The organism is Kaistia granuli DSM 23481 (assembly GCF_000380505.1).
Lineage (GTDB): Bacteria > Pseudomonadota > Alphaproteobacteria > Rhizobiales > Kaistiaceae > Kaistia > Kaistia granuli.
The window spans coordinates 1-17,572 of the sequence record NZ_AQYH01000007.1; the positions used below are offsets into that span (position 1 = coordinate 1).

At 65.0% G+C, this 17,572-nt stretch carries 15 protein-coding genes; 8 read left to right on the plus strand and 7 right to left on the minus strand.

Annotated features, from left to right (window positions below; genetic code table 11):
• Positions 1-579: 579 nt before the first annotated feature.
• Positions 580-1,311: a FadR/GntR family transcriptional regulator gene (locus G342_RS0109960; protein WP_040878675.1), complete on the minus strand. Its 732-nt coding sequence runs from the start codon at positions 1,309-1,311 to the stop codon at positions 580-582.
• 467 nt (positions 1,312-1,778) lie between these two features.
• On the opposite strand from G342_RS0109960, the gene G342_RS0109970 reads away from it, so the two are divergent.
• The 7 genes from G342_RS0109970 (at position 1,779) to G342_RS0110000 (ending at position 8,098) form a co-directional block, all read left to right on the plus strand.
• On the plus strand, positions 1,779-3,056 hold the full coding sequence (locus G342_RS0109970; protein ID WP_018182993.1) for an extracellular solute-binding protein: 1,278 nt from the start codon (positions 1,779-1,781) through the stop codon (positions 3,054-3,056).
• Positions 3,057-3,131: 75 nt separating this feature from the next.
• A complete protein-coding gene (locus tag G342_RS0109975) occupies positions 3,132-4,004 on the plus strand; it encodes a carbohydrate ABC transporter permease (protein ID WP_018182994.1) in 873 nt (290 codons plus the stop codon).
• Positions 4,001-4,834, plus strand: a complete 834-nt coding sequence (locus tag G342_RS0109980; protein ID WP_018182995.1) for a carbohydrate ABC transporter permease — start codon at positions 4,001-4,003, stop codon at positions 4,832-4,834. The genes G342_RS0109975 and G342_RS0109980 overlap by 4 nt, the downstream gene beginning before the upstream one ends.
• A gap of 97 nt (positions 4,835-4,931) precedes the next feature.
• Positions 4,932-6,455 carry an arabinosylfuranosidase ArfA gene (gene arfA / locus G342_RS0109985; RefSeq protein WP_198010780.1) on the plus strand — a complete coding sequence of 508 codons (1,524 nt, stop codon included), beginning with the start codon at positions 4,932-4,934 and terminating at the stop codon, positions 6,453-6,455.
• Positions 6,456-6,570: 115 nt separating this feature from the next.
• Positions 6,571-7,314, plus strand: a complete 744-nt coding sequence (locus G342_RS0109990) for a heme ABC transporter permease (protein WP_018182997.1) — start codon at positions 6,571-6,573, stop codon at positions 7,312-7,314.
• Complete coding sequence (gene ccmD, locus G342_RS0109995) at positions 7,311-7,508, plus strand: heme exporter protein CcmD (RefSeq protein ID WP_018182998.1); 198 nt, start codon at positions 7,311-7,313, stop codon at positions 7,506-7,508. The genes G342_RS0109990 and ccmD overlap by 4 nt, the downstream gene beginning before the upstream one ends.
• Entirely contained in the window at positions 7,505-8,098 is a 594-nt protein-coding gene (locus G342_RS0110000; RefSeq protein WP_018182999.1) for a DsbE family thiol:disulfide interchange protein, read from the plus strand. Before ccmD ends, G342_RS0110000 begins: the two co-directional genes overlap by 4 nt.
• A 103-nt stretch (positions 8,099-8,201) precedes the next feature.
• Here the strand turns inward: G342_RS0110000 and G342_RS0110005 are convergent, their stop codons facing one another.
• From G342_RS0110005 to dapF, 4 genes are all read right to left on the minus strand, one after another.
• Positions 8,202-8,843 (minus strand): septation protein A, encoded by a 642-nt coding sequence (locus G342_RS0110005; RefSeq protein ID WP_018183000.1) that lies wholly within the window; start codon positions 8,841-8,843, stop codon positions 8,202-8,204.
• 153 nt (positions 8,844-8,996) lie between these two features.
• Positions 8,997-10,304, minus strand: coding sequence for a signal recognition particle-docking protein FtsY (gene ftsY / locus G342_RS0110010; RefSeq protein ID WP_018183001.1), 1,308 nt, complete (start codon positions 10,302-10,304; stop codon positions 8,997-8,999).
• 3 nt (positions 10,305-10,307) lie between these two features.
• A complete protein-coding gene (mtaB, locus tag G342_RS0110015) occupies positions 10,308-11,573 on the minus strand; it encodes a tRNA (N(6)-L-threonylcarbamoyladenosine(37)-C(2))-methylthiotransferase MtaB (RefSeq protein WP_018183002.1) in 1,266 nt (421 codons plus the stop codon).
• Positions 11,570-12,454 carry a diaminopimelate epimerase gene (gene dapF / locus G342_RS0110020; protein ID WP_018183003.1) on the minus strand — a complete coding sequence of 295 codons (885 nt, stop codon included), beginning with the start codon at positions 12,452-12,454 and terminating at the stop codon, positions 11,570-11,572. The genes mtaB and dapF overlap by 4 nt, the downstream gene beginning before the upstream one ends.
• A gap of 416 nt (positions 12,455-12,870) precedes the next feature.
• Here dapF and pncB point away from each other — a divergent pair, with 416 nt between their 5' ends.
• Positions 12,871-14,187 (plus strand): nicotinate phosphoribosyltransferase, encoded by a 1,317-nt coding sequence (gene pncB / locus G342_RS0110025; RefSeq protein ID WP_018183004.1) that lies wholly within the window; start codon positions 12,871-12,873, stop codon positions 14,185-14,187.
• 21 nt (positions 14,188-14,208) lie between these two features.
• Here pncB and G342_RS0110030 read toward each other — a convergent pair whose 3' ends face one another.
• Together G342_RS0110030 and G342_RS23785 are read right to left on the minus strand one after the other, a co-directional pair.
• Positions 14,209-15,474, minus strand: a complete 1,266-nt coding sequence (locus G342_RS0110030; protein ID WP_018183005.1) for a glucoamylase family protein — start codon at positions 15,472-15,474, stop codon at positions 14,209-14,211.
• Entirely contained in the window at positions 15,458-17,335 is a 1,878-nt protein-coding gene (locus G342_RS23785; RefSeq protein ID WP_018183006.1) for an ABC transporter ATP-binding protein/permease, read from the minus strand. The genes G342_RS0110030 and G342_RS23785 overlap by 17 nt, the downstream gene beginning before the upstream one ends.
• Between the last annotated feature and the right edge of the window lie 237 nt (positions 17,336-17,572).

The following is a 17,572-nucleotide window of genomic DNA, read 5'->3' on the forward strand; positions in this document are numbered from 1 at the left end:
CGAAAAATTCTCTTCACGATGAAACACAAACAAAAACCCCGCCGCGCGTACCCTCGCCGGCGGGGTTTTTGCGTTCAAACAACACCAAATGAACAAGCAAAGGCCGAGAAGACGCGAAGAGCGCGCAGCGGCAAGCCGGACGAGGACAGGCCGTCGGGACGCTCGAGCGACCAGACCCTCGTCTGCCAAAGCAGATACGACGATTCTTTCGGCTGCATCGGCAGGCGTGCCGCCCGAGCTCGTGGTTCAAGTCCCAGGTCCCAGGTCCGGGGCTCAAGTCCACGCTCCAGCCCTGCCTCGGCCCGAGCTTGACGCCACCCAGCGCCACGACCTATCCCCAAATCGGACGCGGATGCGGACGAGGGGCGGGTTCGCTCGGTCTCCTCGCGAGACGGCGGCCAGGCAAGGCCGCTCGGCCGTCCGCCAGGGCACCTGGGGAGGCGGGGAGGCTACACAGGTCGATCCGCAGGCCAGCTGTTCGCTCGTTTCTCCCAGTGCTGGGTTCGAGGGCGGTGGCATAAGGGCAGCAACGCGAAACCGGGCCGCAAAGCTCGGCGTCGGCCCACCGAGCGCCGAATCCTATTCGGCCGCGTCGACGGTCAACGGCAGCATGCGCTCGCGCGAGGCGGCGAGGAGATGCGTCATCGCCCGCGCCGCCTCGTCTGGACGACGGGCGACGATCGCGGTCCGCACCGCGTCGTGCAGCGCGATGTCCTCCGCCGGCTGGGCGGCGTTGCGCTGCAGCATCTCGGACGAGACGCGGAGCGCCGATTTGACCGCGCTGCCGATCGTCACGAACAGGCCGTTATGCGAGGCGTTGATGATCGCCATATGGAAGCCGAGCGCGGATTCCGACGTCGCCTTGATCGGCAGCTTCTGGTCATAGGCGGCGACCAGCTCGTGGAACTGATGCTCGATCTGCGCCAGATCCTCGGCCGTGCCGTCGCGCGCCGCCAGGAACGAGGCGCGCGGCTCGAAGCAGATCCGCATCTCGAAGATGTCCTCGACGATCTTGTGGTCGAACTGCGCCTGCAGGCGCCAGGCGAGCACGTCGCGGTCAAGCAGATTCCATTCGGCGAACGGCATTACCCGTGTGCCGATTTTCGGCGATACCTCGATCAGTCGCTTTCCCGCGAGGCTCTTCACCGCTTCGCGGATCGTCGTCCGGCTGACGCCATAGGTCTGGCACAGCTCGCTTTCGATCGGCAGTGAGGTCCCGGGGACGAATTCGCCGGACACAATCCGTACGCCAATATGATTGGCGACCTGCGCGCTCATCGTGCCGACTGATAGAAGCTCACGCTCCAGCATTACGCCCTCTCCCGCCAAGCTTCACCCTTTACGCGGTTTCCGATGCGTTGGCCAAGTCCTCGCATCCTTCCTGTCCGACCCCGCCCCCCCCCTGCGCCGCGATCCGGTCGATCGGAACAAGCGCGGAGGAGCGGATTGACAAACCCATGGATCAAAACCATGATCGATGCATATGATAATACCATTGGCCGCCTCTTGGGGAGAGGCTTCGTGGGAAATCGTATGAAGTGGCCGAAATCGGGGAGTTTCCGGAAGCCGGCCTGGAGAGAGCTGCGTGTCAATGGCTGCGAGAGGTGCGGCGCGGCGCGCGGAGTGCGGCACGACGAGGCAGGCACGGCATCCATGCCGGGGCTTCTTCTACCGAGAAATGACTCGCTCCCGCGGGGGTGAGGCGGAGTGAATGTCGCCGGAGGACGGGTCTTGTTGGGAGACCCGAGGCGCGACGATAAAAGCGGAGGAATCGCGTTATGCGGAAGCTGATGACGAAGGCGCTCGCCACGGCGGCGCTGCTGGCCCTGACGGTTGGCGCACAGGCCAAGGAAACCGTGGTCTGGTGGGACTTCCTGTCGGGCGGTGACGGCGTCCGGATGAAGTCGTTGATCGAAGAATTCAACAAGACCAACCCGGATATCGAGATCCAGGCGACGACGCTCGAATGGGGCGTGCCCTTCTACACCAAGGTTCAGACCTCGGCCGCTGTCGGCGAGGGTCCGGATGTCATGACCTACCATCTGTCGCGTCTGCCGCTCGGCGTCGATTCGGGCGTTCTGCGCGAGATCACCGCGGACGAGCTGAAGGCCGCCGGCATTGACGGCGCCAATTATGCGCCCGCCAACTGGAAGGCCGCGCAGGTCGACGGGAAGCAGTATGCCGTGCCCTTCGATATCCATTCGATCGTCCTGTTCTACAACAAGGATGCACTCAAGAAGGCCGACCTTCTGGGCGAGGACGGCAAGCCGAAGGGCTTGGATGGCATCGAGAACTTCGACGCCGCGCTGAAGAAGCTCAAGGATGCCGGCTATGACTACGGCATGTCCTTCCAGACGGCCGGCGACGGCGGTGTGTGGCGCGTCTTCTATTCGCTCTTCAACCAGCAGGGCGGCGAGTTCTTCAAGGACGGCAAGTTCCTCGACGGCGACAATGTCGACAAGGCAGCGAAGGCAGCCGGCGCAATGGCCAAGTGGGTCTCGGACGGCGTCGTGCCGAAGCAGACCGACTACAATCCGTCGATTGCCCTCTTCACGTCCGGCAAGGCAGCGACCCTGATGAACGGCGTCTGGGAAGTCCCGACCATGGCCGACCTCGCCAAGCAGGGTAAGCTCGGCTTCGAGTGGGGCGCGGTCCAGATCCCGACCCTGTTCGACAAGCCCGCGACCTGGGCGGACTCGCACGCCTTTGCCATTCCGGACCGCAAGGGCAAGGAGATCTCGCCGGAGAAGCTGAAGGCCGTTCTGACCGCGATCAAGTGGATGAACGAGCACTCGATCAGCTGGGCCAATGCCGGTCACATCCCGGCCTATGTCCCGGTGACCCAGACCGAGGCGTTCAAGACCATGGAGCCGAACGCGACCTATTCGACGCTGGCCGCAACCGCCGTCTTCGATCCGACCAGCAAGCTCGCTGGCGTCGCCTCGCCGGTCTATGAGGCCTCCGCCAACAACATCACCACGGTGGTGAATGGCGACATGGATGCCCAGGCGGGCGCCGAGGGCCTGCGCGACGAACTGCAGGGACTTCAGGACTAGTCCTGAACTATCGACGCTTCACGACCCGGCCGGTTCGCCGGCCGGGTCACCCGCCTTGAAGCCTGGAAGCCTCCCATGCACACCAAATCACGCGATAACTGGGTCGCGGCGGCCTTTGTGGCCCCCTTCGTTATCGCCTATCTCGTCCTGTTCCTGTACCCGACCGTCCGGATGGTGATCCTCACCTTCACCGACGCGCCTCTGATTGGCGCCGGGAAATGGATAGGCTTCAAGAACTATCAGAGGCTCTTCAACGACAAAGCCTATATCAGTGCTGTCTGGAATACGGGCTATTTCGTTTTGTTGACCGTTATTCCGAACACCCTGCTCGGCCTCGTCTTCGCGATGATGGTCAATCGGCAGAAGGGTTACGTCCAGAGCTTCATCCTGGCGGCGTTCTTCCTTCCCTACATCCTTCCTGTCTCGGTCGTGTACCGCATCTGGGAATGGATGATGGACTACCAGTTCGGCATTGCTCAGTACGCGCTCGACGCATTCTATGGCGAGCGGGTCGCGGTCTTCCGCAACAAGGTCTGGGCCATGCCGATGATGGCCTTCGTGACGATCTGGTGGACGATCGGTTTCAACGTGCTGCTGTTCATCGCCGGACTGCGAAACATCTCCCAGGACATGTATGACGCTTCGGCTCTTGACGGCGCCAAGCGCTGGAAGCAGTTCCGCTACATCACCTGGCCCCTGATCTGGCCGGTGACGGCGCTCGTGCTGACGATCCAGTTGATTCTGCAGCTCAAGATTTTCGACCAGATCTACCTGCTGACACTGGGCGGCAACGTCAACAACACCATGGTTCTGGTCCAGTACATCTACAAACAGGCATTCCAGCTCAACAAGGGCGGCTATGGCGCGACGGTTGCGTTTTCCCTGTTCGCAATCATCGTCGTGGTCTCGGTGTTGCAGTATCAGGCTCTGAGGGCGAGACCGCGATGAATCTTCTCAGGATCGATTTCGCCGGACGCCTGATCACGCTGGTCACGCTCGCCATCGCCATCGTCTGGGCGTTCCCTCTTTACTGGGCGGTCATAACGACTTTGAAGCCCGAATTCGAGGTGGCGCAGCCGGGGCTCAACCTGCTGCCGAAAACCTGGACGCTCGGCGCCTATACCCATGTGCTGACGACGACCAAGATCGGCCAGTGGTACGTCAACTCCGTCGTCGTCGCGGTGGCGGTGACCGTGCTTGTCGTCATGATGGGCGCGCTCTGCGGCTATGCGCTGTCGCAGCTGAGGTTCCGCGGCCGAACGGCGCTGTGGTTCACCGTGCTGGCGAGCTTCATGGTGCCGATCCAGGCGCTGATCGTCACGCATTTCGTGCTGATGAGCCAGTTCGGGCTGATCAACTCGTGGCTCGGCATCGTCTTGCCGCAGCTGATCGTTCCGGTCGTCGTCATCGTCTACAAACAGTTCTTCGACAGCGTGCCGAAGGATTTTCGCGAGGCCGCGCGCGTGGATGGCGCCAACGAGTTCGACATCTTCTTCCGCATCTACCTGCCGATGAATTGGGGCGTCACCACCGCGCTGGCGATCATCACCTTCATCGGCGCCTGGAACGCCTTTCTCTGGCCGTTCCTCGTCTCGACCGCTGATGACACAATGACCGTCACGGTCGGCATCACGATGGTGAAGGAAAACTTCGGCGTCCAATACGCCCGAAACCTCGCCGCCGCCGTGCTCGCGGCGCTGCCAGTCGCCATCGCCTACCTGGTTTTCCAGAGGCGCGTGACCCAGGCGATCATGCTTTCCGCCGGCATCAAGGGATAGGCGGACCCGTATTCACCCGCCGCCGCTCGGCCCCCGGGCCCCGCGGCGGCTCCTCCCACGACCGATCCAAGGCCAATCCGAAAGCTTCCCACCCATGTTGAACGCCAAACTCATCGTCGACCGCGACTTTGTCGTTTCCGAACTCGACCGGCGCATCTTTGGCACCTTCGTCGAGCATATGGGCCGCTGCGTCTATGGCGGCATCTACGAGCCCGGCCACGCGACCGCCGACGAGGACGGCTTCCGCGGCGACGTGCTGGAGCTGACCAAGGAACTCGGCACCACCATCATCCGCTATCCCGGCGGCAACTTCCTCTCCGGCTACAATTGGGAAGACGGCGTCGGCCCGGCCGACAAGCGCCCCGTTCGCCGCGACCTCGCCTGGTTCTCGACCGAGACGAACCAGTTCGGCACCAACGAGTTCATGAAGTGGGCCGCGAAGGCCGACATCGAGCCGATGTTCGGCGTCAATCTCGGCACCAAGGGCCCCGACGAGGCGCGCCAGTTCCTCGAATACTGCAACCACGAGGGCGGTTCGGCGCTGTCGGATCTCCGCAAGGAGCACGGCTACGAGAAGCCGCACGACATCAAGTTTTGGTGCCTCGGCAACGAGATGGATGGTCCCTGGCAGATCTGCCACAAGACGGCGGAGGAATATGGCCGCGTCGCGCTCGAGACCGCCAAGGTGATGCGTTGGGTCGATCCGACCATCCAGCTCGCCGCCTGCGGCTCGTCGCATCGCAACATGCCGACCTACGGCTCGTGGGAGTACCAGGTCCTCGATCATTGCTATGACGAGGTCGATTTCATCTCTCTGCACACCTACTTCAACAACCATGCGGATTCGGCCGCCGAATATTTCGGCGTCATCGAGCTGCTGGATGCGTTCATCAAGGAAGTGGCGGCGATCTGTGACGCCGTCGGCGCCAAGCGCCGCTCGCACAAGAAGATCATGTTGTCGCTGGACGAATGGAACGTCTGGTACAAGACCCACAAGATCGAGAACATGCGCGTCCCCGGCTGGCCGGAAGCGCCGAAGCTGATCGAGGAAGTCTACAACACCGAGGACGCCCTGATCGTCGGTGGCGCCCTGATCGCCATGCTGAACAATGCCGATCGCGTCAAGGTCGCCTGCCTGGCGCAGCTCGTTAACGTCATCGGCCCGATCATGACCGAGACCGGCGGCGACGCCTGGCGCCAGACGATTTTCCATCCCTTCGCGCTCGCCTCGAAGTACGGCCATGGCCGCGTCCTGAAGAGCGTGGCGGTGTCCGACTCCTACAGCGCCAAGACCTTCCCGGAGATCCCGTATCTCTATGCGACCGTGATCGACAATCCGGCCGACGGCACGACGACGGTGATCGCGCTCAACCGCAGCCTGTCCGACCCGATGGAAGTCGAAGTCGAACTGCGCGGCCTCGGTACCGATCGCGAGCTGGTGCATGCGACCGAGCTGCATCACTCCAACCTCAAGGCCGTCAACACCAAGGATGCGCCGAACACCGTCGCGCCCAAGGTCAACAACGACGTCAAGATCGACGGCGAGCGGATGACCATCCGTCTGAAGCCGGCCTCGTTCAACGTCATCACCACCCGGGCGACACCGGTCGGCAACGCCTGATCGCGTTCGTTCCGCAAGACAAGCTGCGCCCGCATCGTCACGATGCGGGCGCTTCTTTGCGTAAGGCTCAATCGGTCGCGTTGCGATTATCGCAACACGACCCTATGACATCGGCATGGCCCTTCTCGATCTCGCCAATCCGACGCGCTTCATGACCCTGACCGGTCGCATCCTGCCCTGGCTGTGGGCGGTGACGGCGATCGTGCTCGGCACGGGGCTCTATCTCGCCCTCTTCGTCGCGCCCGCCGACTACCAGCAGGGCGAGACGGTCAAGATCATGTTCATCCATGTGCCGGCGGCGTGGCTCTCCATGTTCGGCTACGGCATGATGGCGACATCCGCGCTCGGTACGCTGGTCTGGCGTCACCCGCTCGCCGATGTCGCCGCCCGCGCCGTCGCGCCGATCGGCGCCTCCTTCACGCTGATGGCGCTCGTGACCGGCTCGCTCTGGGGCAAGCCGATGTGGGGCACCTGGTGGGAGTGGGACGCCCGGATGACGTCGGTGCTCATCCTTTTCCTGATGTATCTCGGCCTGATCGCGCTCTGGAACGCCATCGAGGATCCGATCAAGGCCGGCCGCGTCGGCGCGGTGCTGATCCTGGTCGGCTCGGTCAATCTGCCGATCATCAAGTTCTCGGTCGACTGGTGGAACACGCTGCACCAGCCGGCGAGCGTCTTCCGCATGGGCGGCTCGACGATCGCGCCGAGCATGCTCTATCCGCTGCTGATCTGCGCGGTCGGCGCGACGCTGCTGTTCATCGCGCTCAGCCTGATGGCGATGCGTAACGAGATCCTGCGCCGTCGCATCCGGGCGCTGCGCCTGGTCGCCGCCGCCAGCCCCGCGGGAGCCTCGGCATGATGGGCACACTCGGGCCGCATGCCGGCTTCATCCTCGCCGCCTATGGCGTGACGATCGTCATCGTGCTGGCGCTTGTCGGCTGGATCCTGCTGGACGGGCGCATGCTGCGCGGCCAGCTTGCCGATCTCGAGGCGCGCGGGATCCGCCGCCGCTCCGCCCGCAAGGCGGCCGACCATCCGACAGGGACAAGATGACCGAGACCAAGGCTTCGGAGACCGCGAAACCGTCCCGTTCGCTGGGGCGACGCCTGGCGATCTGGGCGCCGATCGCCGCCTTCGCCGCGCTGGCGGTTCTGTTCGTGATCCGGCTGGAGCAGGGCGGCGATCCCTCGCGGATCCCGTCCGCCCTGATCGGCCGTCCGGCGCCGGTGACGGTGCTGCCGCCGCTGGCCGGTCTCGACAAGCCCGGCATCGACACCGCCGATTTCGCCGGCAAGGTCACCTTGGTCAATATCTGGGCGTCGTGGTGCGGACCTTGCCGCGAGGAACATCCGTTCCTCGAGAAGCTGGCGACCGACAAGCGGATCCAGCTCGTCGGCATCAATTACAAGGACCAGCCGACGAACGCCCGCGCCTTCCTCGGCCAGCTCGGCAATCCCTATGCGGCTGTCGGCGTCGATGAAAAGGGCCGCAGCTCGATCGACTGGGGTGTCTATGGCGTGCCGGAGACGTTCCTGGTCGGGCGCGACGGCACAATCCGCTTCAAGTTCGTCGGCCCGCTCGGCGAGCAAAGCCTGGCCGAGGTCCTGATGCCCGAGATCGAGAAGGCGCTTACAGCGCCGTGATTTGTTAGGGTCGGATCCGCGCCGGGACAGGTCTCGTCGGTCACCTCTCCCTCATGGAGAGGTGATGGGGCGCCTTGCCAGAGAGAGGTGAGGAGGCGCGCCCTCAACGCGTCGGCTGCGATTCGGCCTTCTCGTCGGCGATCGTCGTGCGCGAGATCAGCGGCAGCTGGAACAGCGTGAAGGCGAAGGTCAGCGGCATGATGCCGAACACCTTGAAATTCACCCAGAGATCCGTCGCCGCCTTGGGGTCGGCCAGATAGGCGTCGGCGCCCTTCCAGATGACGATGTTCAGGACGGCGAGCGCCAGGAAGAACACGCCCCAGCGGAAGGTCAGCTTGCGCCAGCCCTCATCGGTCAGCTTGAACACGGAATCGAAGACATAGCCGAGCAGCGGGCGGCCGAAGGCGAGACCGCCGAGCAGCACGCCGCCGAACAGCGTGTTGACGATGGTCGGCTTCAGCTTGATGAAGGTGTCGTCATGCAGCCAGAGCGTCAATCCGCCGAATACGACAACGACGATGCCCGTCACCAGCGGCATGATCGGGAGCTTGCGGGTCATGGAGTAGGACACAGCCAGCGCCGCCAGCGTCGCGACCATGAACAGGCCCGTCGCCCAATAGATGTCGGCTCGCGCATTGGCGAAGAAAAAGACGCCGAGCGGACCCAGTTCCAGCGCGAGCTTCAGGAGCGGATTGAGCTCCTTGCGGGCGGGATCGTTCGGGGCGCGTTCGATTTCGAGTGTCATGATCGGCTTTCAGTGGTGGTCGCCAACAGATAGGGCGAATAACGCGGCTGATCTATGGCGCCGGTCACGTTGCGGCAGCCCGGACGATCCCTAGAGCGTTTTCGAGCGACGTGGATGCCGGTTCGCGTGAAGAAAACGCGACCAAACAATCAGCTAGCTGGCGATGCCGGCGATGGCGCGGGCGAAATCATCGGCCGCGAACGGCTCGAGATCGTCGACGCCCTCGCCGACACCGATGAAGTGGATCGGCAGGCCGTATTTGGCGGCGATCGCCACCAGGATGCCGCCGCGCGCCGTGCCGTCGAGCTTGGTCATGACCAGGCCGGTGACGCCGGCGACGCGGCCGAAGATCTCGACCTGTTGCAGCGCGTTCTGGCCGGTCGTCGCGTCGAGCGTCAGCAGCACGCTGTGCGGCGCGGTCGGATCCTGCTTCTTGATGACCCGGATGACCTTCTCGAGTTCAGCCATCAGCTCCGTGCGGTTCTGCAGCCGGCCGGCGGTGTCGATCATCAGCACATCGGTGCCGGCGGCCTGCGCATCCTTCAGAGCGTCGAAAGCGAGGCCCGCCGCGTCCGCTCCGATGGCGCGGGCGACGATGGACGAGCCGGTGCGCTGCGCCCAGATCTTCAGCTGCTCGACGGCCGCGGCGCGGAACGTGTCGCCCGCCGCCAGCATGACCGAGCGACCTTCGGAGCGCAGCTTGGCGGAAAGCTTGCCGATCGTCGTCGTCTTGCCGGTGCCGTTGACGCCGACGACCAGGATGACATGCGGCTTGCGGGCCGGGTCGATGACGAGCGGCTTCGCCACCGGGGTCAGGACCTTGGAGACTTCCTCGGCCAGGATCGCCTTGACCTCGTTACCGTCGATCTCCTTGCCGAAGCGGCCCTTCTTCAGCGCCTCGATGATCGCCGACGAGGTCGTCAGGCCGAGATCGGCCTGGATCAGCACGTCCTCGAATTCTTCCAGCGTGTCGGCGTCGAGCTTGCGCTTGGTGAAGACCGAGACGATGCCGTCGGAAATCGCATTGGACGAGCGCGACAGGCCAGCCTTCAGCCGCTGGAACCAGTTCTGCTTCGGCGCCGGCTCGGGGGCAGGGGCGGGGGCCGCCGGCGCGGCGAAGAAGCCGGTCGGGCGCGGCACGACGACGGGCTCGGGCGGCTCGATGGCGCCCAGAGTTTCTGCCTCGATGGTCGGTTCCGGCGCGACTTTGACGACGGCTTCCTCAATCGGCGCGACCGCCTCGACGATCTCCACGGCTTCTGCCGGTTCGGCGGCGGGAGCCGGGGGCTCGACCACGACCGGCTCCGGCTGCGGGATGGCAACCGGCTCGGCTGCCGCCAAGGGCTCGGGCGTCGTGACGGGCTCGGGCACCGCGGGGACGGGCGCGATTTCCGGCTCGACCGCCTTCGGTGCGCCGCCGCCGAAAAACCGGCGGAACAGGCCCTTCTTTTCTTCTGCCATGGTTCAGGCGGCCTCTGCGAGTGGGGTGGCAAGGAGGCCCGATGCCGTCCGTCCAGTGATGTGGGCCGGGACCAGGGTCCCGGCGGCGACGCCCGGCATGGAAACCGGGGTGAAATGTTCGGTGCGGCCGACGCCGCCCCGTTCCATCAGGACGTGGCGCGTCGTGCCGATCTCGCGGTCGAGATGGGCGGCGAGCGTCGCCCGGCCCTTCTCACGCAGTCGCGCGGCGCGCGCCTTGATGGTGGCGGAATCGAGCTGTGGCATGCGGGCCGCCGGCGTCCCGGGGCGGGGCGAGAACGGGAAGACATGCAGATGCGTCAGCCCGCAATCGTCGACCATGGCGAGCGAGTTCTCGAACATCGCCTCGGTCTCGGTCGGGAAGCCGGCGATGATGTCGGCGCCGAAGACGACGTCGGAGCGGAGCCGGCGGACGTCGGCGCAGAAGCGGATCGCGTCTGCGCGGCCGTGCCGACGCTTCATCCGCTTCAAAATCATGTCGTCGCCGGCCTGCAGCGAGAGGTGGAAATGCGGCATCAGCCGCTCGTCCTCGCCGATCGCCCGCATCAGCGCGTCGTCGACCTCGATCGTGTCGATCGAGGAGAGGCGAAGGCGCGGCAGTTCGGGGACGAGTTTCAGGATGGTCGAGACCAGCGTGCCGAGCGTCGGCCGGCCCGGCAGGTCGCTGCCATAGGCAGTCATGTCCACGCCGGTCAGCACGATCTCGGCATGGCCGGTTTCAACCAGCTGGCGGATCTGCTCGACGATCGCGCCCATCGGCACCGAGCGCGAGGGACCACGGCCATAGGGAATGATGCAGAAGGTGCAGCGATGGTCGCAGCCGTTCTGCACTTGGACAAAGGAGCGCGTGTGGCCGTCCATGCCGGCGACGAGGTGTCCCGCCGTCTCGCGCACGTCCATGATGTTGGCGACGCTGACGCGCTCATGGTCGGCGATCGCGAGGCCGAGCGGCCGGTAGGCGGCGCGGGTCAGCTTTTCCTCATTGCCGAGGACGAGATCGACTTCCGGCATCGCGGCGAAGGTGCCGGGTTCGGTCTGCGCGGCGCAGCCGGAGACGACGATCTTCACGTCGGGCCGTTCGCGGCGCGTGCGGCGGATCGTCTGGCGCGCCTGGCGCACGGCCTCGGCGGTGACCGCGCAGGTGTTGATGATCACCGCGTCGGCGAGCCCGGCTTCCGCTGCTTTGGACCGCATCACCTCGGTTTCGAGCGTGTTGAGGCGGCAGCCGAAGGTGATCGTCTCGATCGTCATGCGCGGCGGGCGACCGTGTCCGGCGCAACCTCGATGCGGATCTCGTCGCCGAGGGTGACGACACCCTCGTGCTCGAATTCGGCGGCGCCCGTCATCCAGATGTGATTGTCGGGGCGCCATTCGATCTTCAGCACGCCGCCGGGCAGGCGGACGTCGACGATGCGGCCGGTCTTGCCGAGGCGCGCGGCCGATACGGCGGTGGCGCAGGCGGCCGAGCCGCAGGCGAGCGTCAGGCCCGCGCCGCGTTCCCACACGCGCAGCGTGATCGAATGGTCCGAGGTTACCTCGGCGATCGAGATGTTGGCGCGCTCGGGGAACATCGGGTCGCGCTCCAGGATGGGACCGATGCGGCCGAGATCGATGGCAGCGACGTCGTCGACCCAGTAGATCGCGTGCGGATTGCCGATATTCGCCACCGCCGGCCGCGACAGGATCGGCGCGTCGACGGAACCGAAGCTCAGATCGATGGCGGTCGTATCCACGAAGGGCTGCGCGAGCGGGATCTCGGCCCAGCCGAAGCGCGGCTCGCCCATGTCGACCGTGATGGTGTCGGCGTCCTTCGCCACCACGTCGAGCAGGCCGGCCGAGGTTTCGAGCTTGAAGGTCTCGCGGCCCGTCTCGCGCATCAGCACGAGGGCGACGCAGCGCGTGCCGTTGCCGCAGGCGCCGGAGAGCGAACCGTCGGTGTTGAAGATCGTCATGAAGGCGTCCGTGCAGGCCGATCGCGGCGGCTCGATCACCATCAGCTGGTCGAAGGCCGTGCGCGGGTCGGCGGCGAGGACGCGCGCCGAGGCGGCGTCGAGGGGCTTTTCAGCCTTGCGCATGTCGAGCACGGTAATCTGGTTGCCGATGCCGTTCATCTTGGCGAAGGGGGCGTTCATGACGTTCCGTTCATCGCGCGCCGGATCGTGTCCGGGGCCTGTGTGTGTCGGGGAATATATGGCGGAAAGATCGGAGAAATTCCATACTGGAGCGCAGGACGCCACGGTTTCGCGCCGATCGGGACGATGCGCGGCGGCGCGTGGCCTGTCCTTGCCGGATCCGGGAACGCCGGGACTGGCGGAAATCGTCGCCAATGCGGCGCAAATCAGGGGGTGAAAGGACGTAAACCGGGCCGGTGCTAGCGCTTCCGTTGCTACATGCCTTGCGGGCAGGCACGGGGGCTGCTTCACTGGCCAGCCACGTTTCAAGGACCCGCTTCGCCTCCGCACGTGTCTGTTCCAACGCCCCATTTCATCGTCTCATGCGGGCGGGCCGAGGCCGGGCGTCACCTTTCCAGCTGCTGACGGACATTTTCATGTCACTTGATGTTGCCACCCGAGTCTACAATCACGGCTTCCGCATCGACCCGATCGTGCGGACGCTGCTCGATACCGACTTCTACAAATTCCTGATGCTGCAGCTCATTCGCGCCAAGTCGCCGGAAGTGCGGGCGACCTTTGGCCTGATCAACCGCACCAAGTCCGTGCGGCTCGCCGACGTCATCGACGAACAGGAACTGCGTGACCAGCTTGACCATGCGCGCACGCTGCGCTTCCAGAAGAACGAGCTGATCTGGCTGGCCGGCAATACCTTCTACGGCGTCAAGCAGATCTTCAAGCCGGAGTTCCTCGACTGGCTCGAGGGCTTCCAGCTGCCGGAATACGAGCTGCGCCGCACCGAGGACGGCCAGTATGAACTGCTTTTCGAGGGGCTTTGGGCGGAGACCACGCTTTGGGAGGTTCCCGCGCTCGCCATCGTCAGCGAGCTGCGCGCCCGCGCCGCGATGAAGGGCATGAGCCGGTTCGAGCTCGACGTCCTCTATGCCAAGGCGAAGGCCAAGCTCTGGGGCAAGATCGAACGGTTGCGCATTCTGGCCCAGGAGGGCCCGCTCAAGATCTCCGATTTTGGGACAAGGCGGCGGCATGGTTATCTCTGGCAGAAATGGTGCGTCGAGGCGTTGCAGGAGGGGCTTGGCGAGAACTTCGTCGGCACCTCCAACGTCAAGATGGCTATGGCGGCCGGTCTCGAGGCGATCGGCACCAATGCGCATGAACTGCCGATGGTCTATGCGGCGCTGGCGCAAAGCGACGAGGCGCTGCGCAACGCACCCTATGACGTCCTGCGCGATTGGCAGGAGATGTATGACGGCAATCTGCTCGTCATGCTGCCGGACACCTATGGCACGACGCAGTTCCTGCGCAATGCGCCCGACTGGATCCTGAACTGGAAGGGCCTCAGGCCGGATTCCAAGCCGCCGATCGAGGGCGCCGAGGAAGCGATCGCCTGGTGGCAGTTGCACGGCGCCGACCCGCGCGAAAAGCTGATCGTGCTGTCGGATGGCATGGACATCGACACCATCGAGGAGGCGGCCCGGCATTTTCGCGGCCGCGTCAATCTCTCGATCGGCTGGGGCACCAATGTCACCAACGATTTCCGCCACTGCGCGCCGGACGGCAAGGACGACCGGCTGCAGGCGATCTCGCTCGTCTGCAAGGTCGTCTCGGCCAACGGGCGGCCGGCGGTCAAGCTCTCCGACAACGCCAACAAGGCGACGGGACCGGCCGACGAAATCGCCCGCTATCGCCGCGTGTTCGGCCACCAGGACCTGATGGCGCAGCCGCTGCTGGTCTGAGCGAGGCGGCGGCCTGCGCGGTCAGGCCATCGGCGTATCGGAAAGATGCGGGCTTCGAAAGTCGAGGCGGGCGAGGCCGCGCCGGACTTCGGGATCGCGCATGACGAGGTCCCAGATGAGGCCGCTGCGGTGGTTCTCGATCATCACGATCTGCGGGCCCTGGTCGATGGCGAGGTGGGTCTCGGCATACCAGCCGGCGCTTTCGCTGAAGGCATCGACGAAACCGTAGTCACGCCAGAGCCGGTCGCCGAGATCATCATGGAAGTGGCGCAGCGCCGGCATCGTCAGTTCCGGCGTGTAGGGCAGGCTGGAAATGGCGGCCGTCGGCGCGATGACGCCGCGGTCATTGTCCGGCGCATGGGCCGAATAGCCCTCCGGGCCGTCGCTCGCCGACAGGCCCCAGCAATCGGGGCCGTAGCCCTTGAAGCCGCCCGGATTGGCGAGGCAATAGGCATGGTTCAGCCGCGTATGGGCGACGTTCTGCGCCCAGTAATCGGCATAGCGGTCAACGAGGCCGCGCGGATCGAGCCCTAGAAACGAGTAGTGTGCGAAGAACAAGGGCCCGCCGCCATCCGGCCCGAGCGGCAGCTCGACGCCATACTGGACACGCCGGTTGTCGAAGGTGCGGCTCTGCGCAAAGCCATTGTGATAGGCGGCCGGCGGAATCGCATGCTCCGTCGCGCCGGCGGCCAGCACATAGGCGATCAGGCACTCGTTCCAGCCGAGCAGCTCGTGGTTCATCGCCCAGCCATGGTTCGGGCTCCAGTGCCAGTAGAGCACCTCGCGGCCGTCGCGGGTGAACCAGTCCCATTCGACGGCGCGCCGCATCGTCTCGATGCGGCCGCGCAACCATGGCTCCTTGCCGCCGTCGCCATCGAAATAGACCTGGGCGGCGATCAGGCCCTGGATCAGCAACGCCATCTCGACCAGATCGGCGCCATCGTCCTTGCGGCTGAAGCGAACCGTCGCGCCGGTGCCGCCATGCAGGAAATGCGGGAAGACGCCGTGATAGCTCTGGGCCTTCTCGAGGAAGGCGATCATCCGGTGCAGGCGCTCGACCACCTCGTCGCGCCCGAGCCAGCCACGGGTGACTCCGACGACCATCGCCATCACGCCGAAGCCGGAGCCGCCAATCGTGACGATGTCGTCATTGCCGTGGGTGCGGTCGCGGGCCAGTCCGCTGACGGGATGGCCGAAATCCCAAAAATAGCGGAGGCTCTGGCGCTGGACGAGATCGAGAAGCTCTTCGTCGGTGAGGCTTGAGGCCGGGCTAGCGGACCTTGGCAATGTCGGGCGCGCTGGTGTCTTCGATTTCGTCATCCGGCAAAGCCCGTTCAGGAGGGGATGGTTCGACGTCGGCGGTCGCAGGCGGGTCCTCGTCTGGCGGATCCTCGTCACGGCCGTCCAGCACCAGATTGGCGGTGCGCGTGTAGAAGTCGGTGGCGGAGGCCCTGCTGGATACCGTCACTAGCGCCGACTTCGCCAGCTCGTTCTCCAGGATGGAGGTGAAGACGGTGCGCTGTTCCTCGTCGAGAGCGTCGATGGTCTGCTCGGTAAAGATCCACTCCGGCTTCAGCAGCAGGAGGCGGGCGAGCGTCAGGCGCTCTTCGTCGTCATAGGATATTTCCTTGGCCCAGCGCGCCTTGCGGTCGAGCGAGGCGCCGAAGCGGGTCAGCCCGACGCGCTTCATCGCGGCTGTCAGGTCCTCGTCCTTGAAGCTTGAGGAAGGCAGCGGATAGGTGAGCGCGGCGCGCAGCGAGCCGTCCGGCACATAGGGCCGCTCTGGCATGTACATGACCTTGGAGCGCGGCGGCAGGTTGATCTTGCCCGAGCCCCATGGCCACAATCCGGCGAGCGCCGAGAACAGCGCGCCGTGGCCCGAGCCGGTCCTGTCGACGATCAGCACGCGGTCGCCCGGGGCGATCTCGAGCTGCCTGACGTCGAGCGTGGCGCGCTCGCCGGTCCAGGTGACGGCGACATTGTCGAGCTCCAGTCGGCCGAGCGGGTCGAGGTCGTACTGGATGCGTTCGCCGCTGGAACGCGGCTGTTCGAGCGTGACCAGCGCCTGGCGGAAGCTCATGACGCGGGCGAGGGTGGCACGCCAGTCGGCGATGGCGCTGAAATTGTCAACGAACCACCGCAGGCAGTTCTGCACCTGATTGAAGGCGCCGACCACCATCATCAATTCACCGAAGGAGAGCTTGCCGCCAAAATAGCCAGGCGCCGCGATGACGATCGGCGCGACGATGCCGACCCAGCCATAGCCGGCCGTGACCCAGGTCAGCCGTGCGACGGCGTTGACGAAGCGGCGCATGATGTCGAGGACACGGTCGAGCTCATCGTCGAGGCGCTTCTTTTCGTCTGCCTCGCCGGCGTTCAGCACGATGCCGCTGGCATTCTCGCTGACCTGCACGAGGGCGAAGCGGAGGTCTGCCTCGCGCGCGTAGCGCTCGACGCCGATGCCGATCAGCGGCCGGCCGACGCGCCAGCTGAGCCAGGAGCCGGTCAGGGCGAAGATCAGCGCGCACCAGACCATGTAGCCGGGGATGACGAAATTGTAGCCGGAGATGGACAGCACGACGCCGCTCGACAGCACCCAGAGCACGCCGACGAAGCTGAACAGCAGCAGCGTCGACTGGAACAGGCCGATGCCGAGGCCGGCGGAAAGCTCGGCCAGATGTTTGGCATCCTCATGCACGCGCTGGTCGGGATTGATGCCGATCTCGCCGGCGTCGCCCAGCATGACCAGGCGGCGCGGCGCCAGCCATTCCTGGATCAGGTCGCGGGTTAGCCATTTGCGGGACTGCTGCGTGATCATCTGCGCCAGCCAGTTCTGCGCCACATTGAGGGCGAGCAGGATGCTGGCGATGCCGGCGAAAACCATCAGATAGTAAAGGAAATACGGGACGTTCTTGGTTTCGATGGCATTGTAGAACGGCTTGTTCCAGGCGTTCAAAACCACCTGCATGCCGGATGTCGCGATGATGACCGTGACAATGCCGATCGTCAGCAGGACGAAGTTGCGACGGCCGGCCGAATTCCATAGGGCGGAGACGAAGGCGCCGAACTGGCGCGCGAGCTCCGTGATTTCTTCCCAGGTGCCATCGTTTTCGACGGCTGGGATGGCATCGTCAGGTCTTTCCGTCATCGCCTCGACTATCCGGCTTCGGCCTGTCGAGCCTATCAATCAGATGGTTAATATTCCGCAATATTCGACCCGAGTCCGCGAATGGCATGGTTTCGCACCCAGTTGTTGCAGATCGACATCAAGTCAAGTCGGCGCGGCGCAGGTCGGGAGTTCGCACGCCTCGCGCTCGCCGATTGGACGCGATAGCATCCGGCGCGAAGGACGGACTCCGGGAGGCCTCCACGCCGGTTCGCTGCC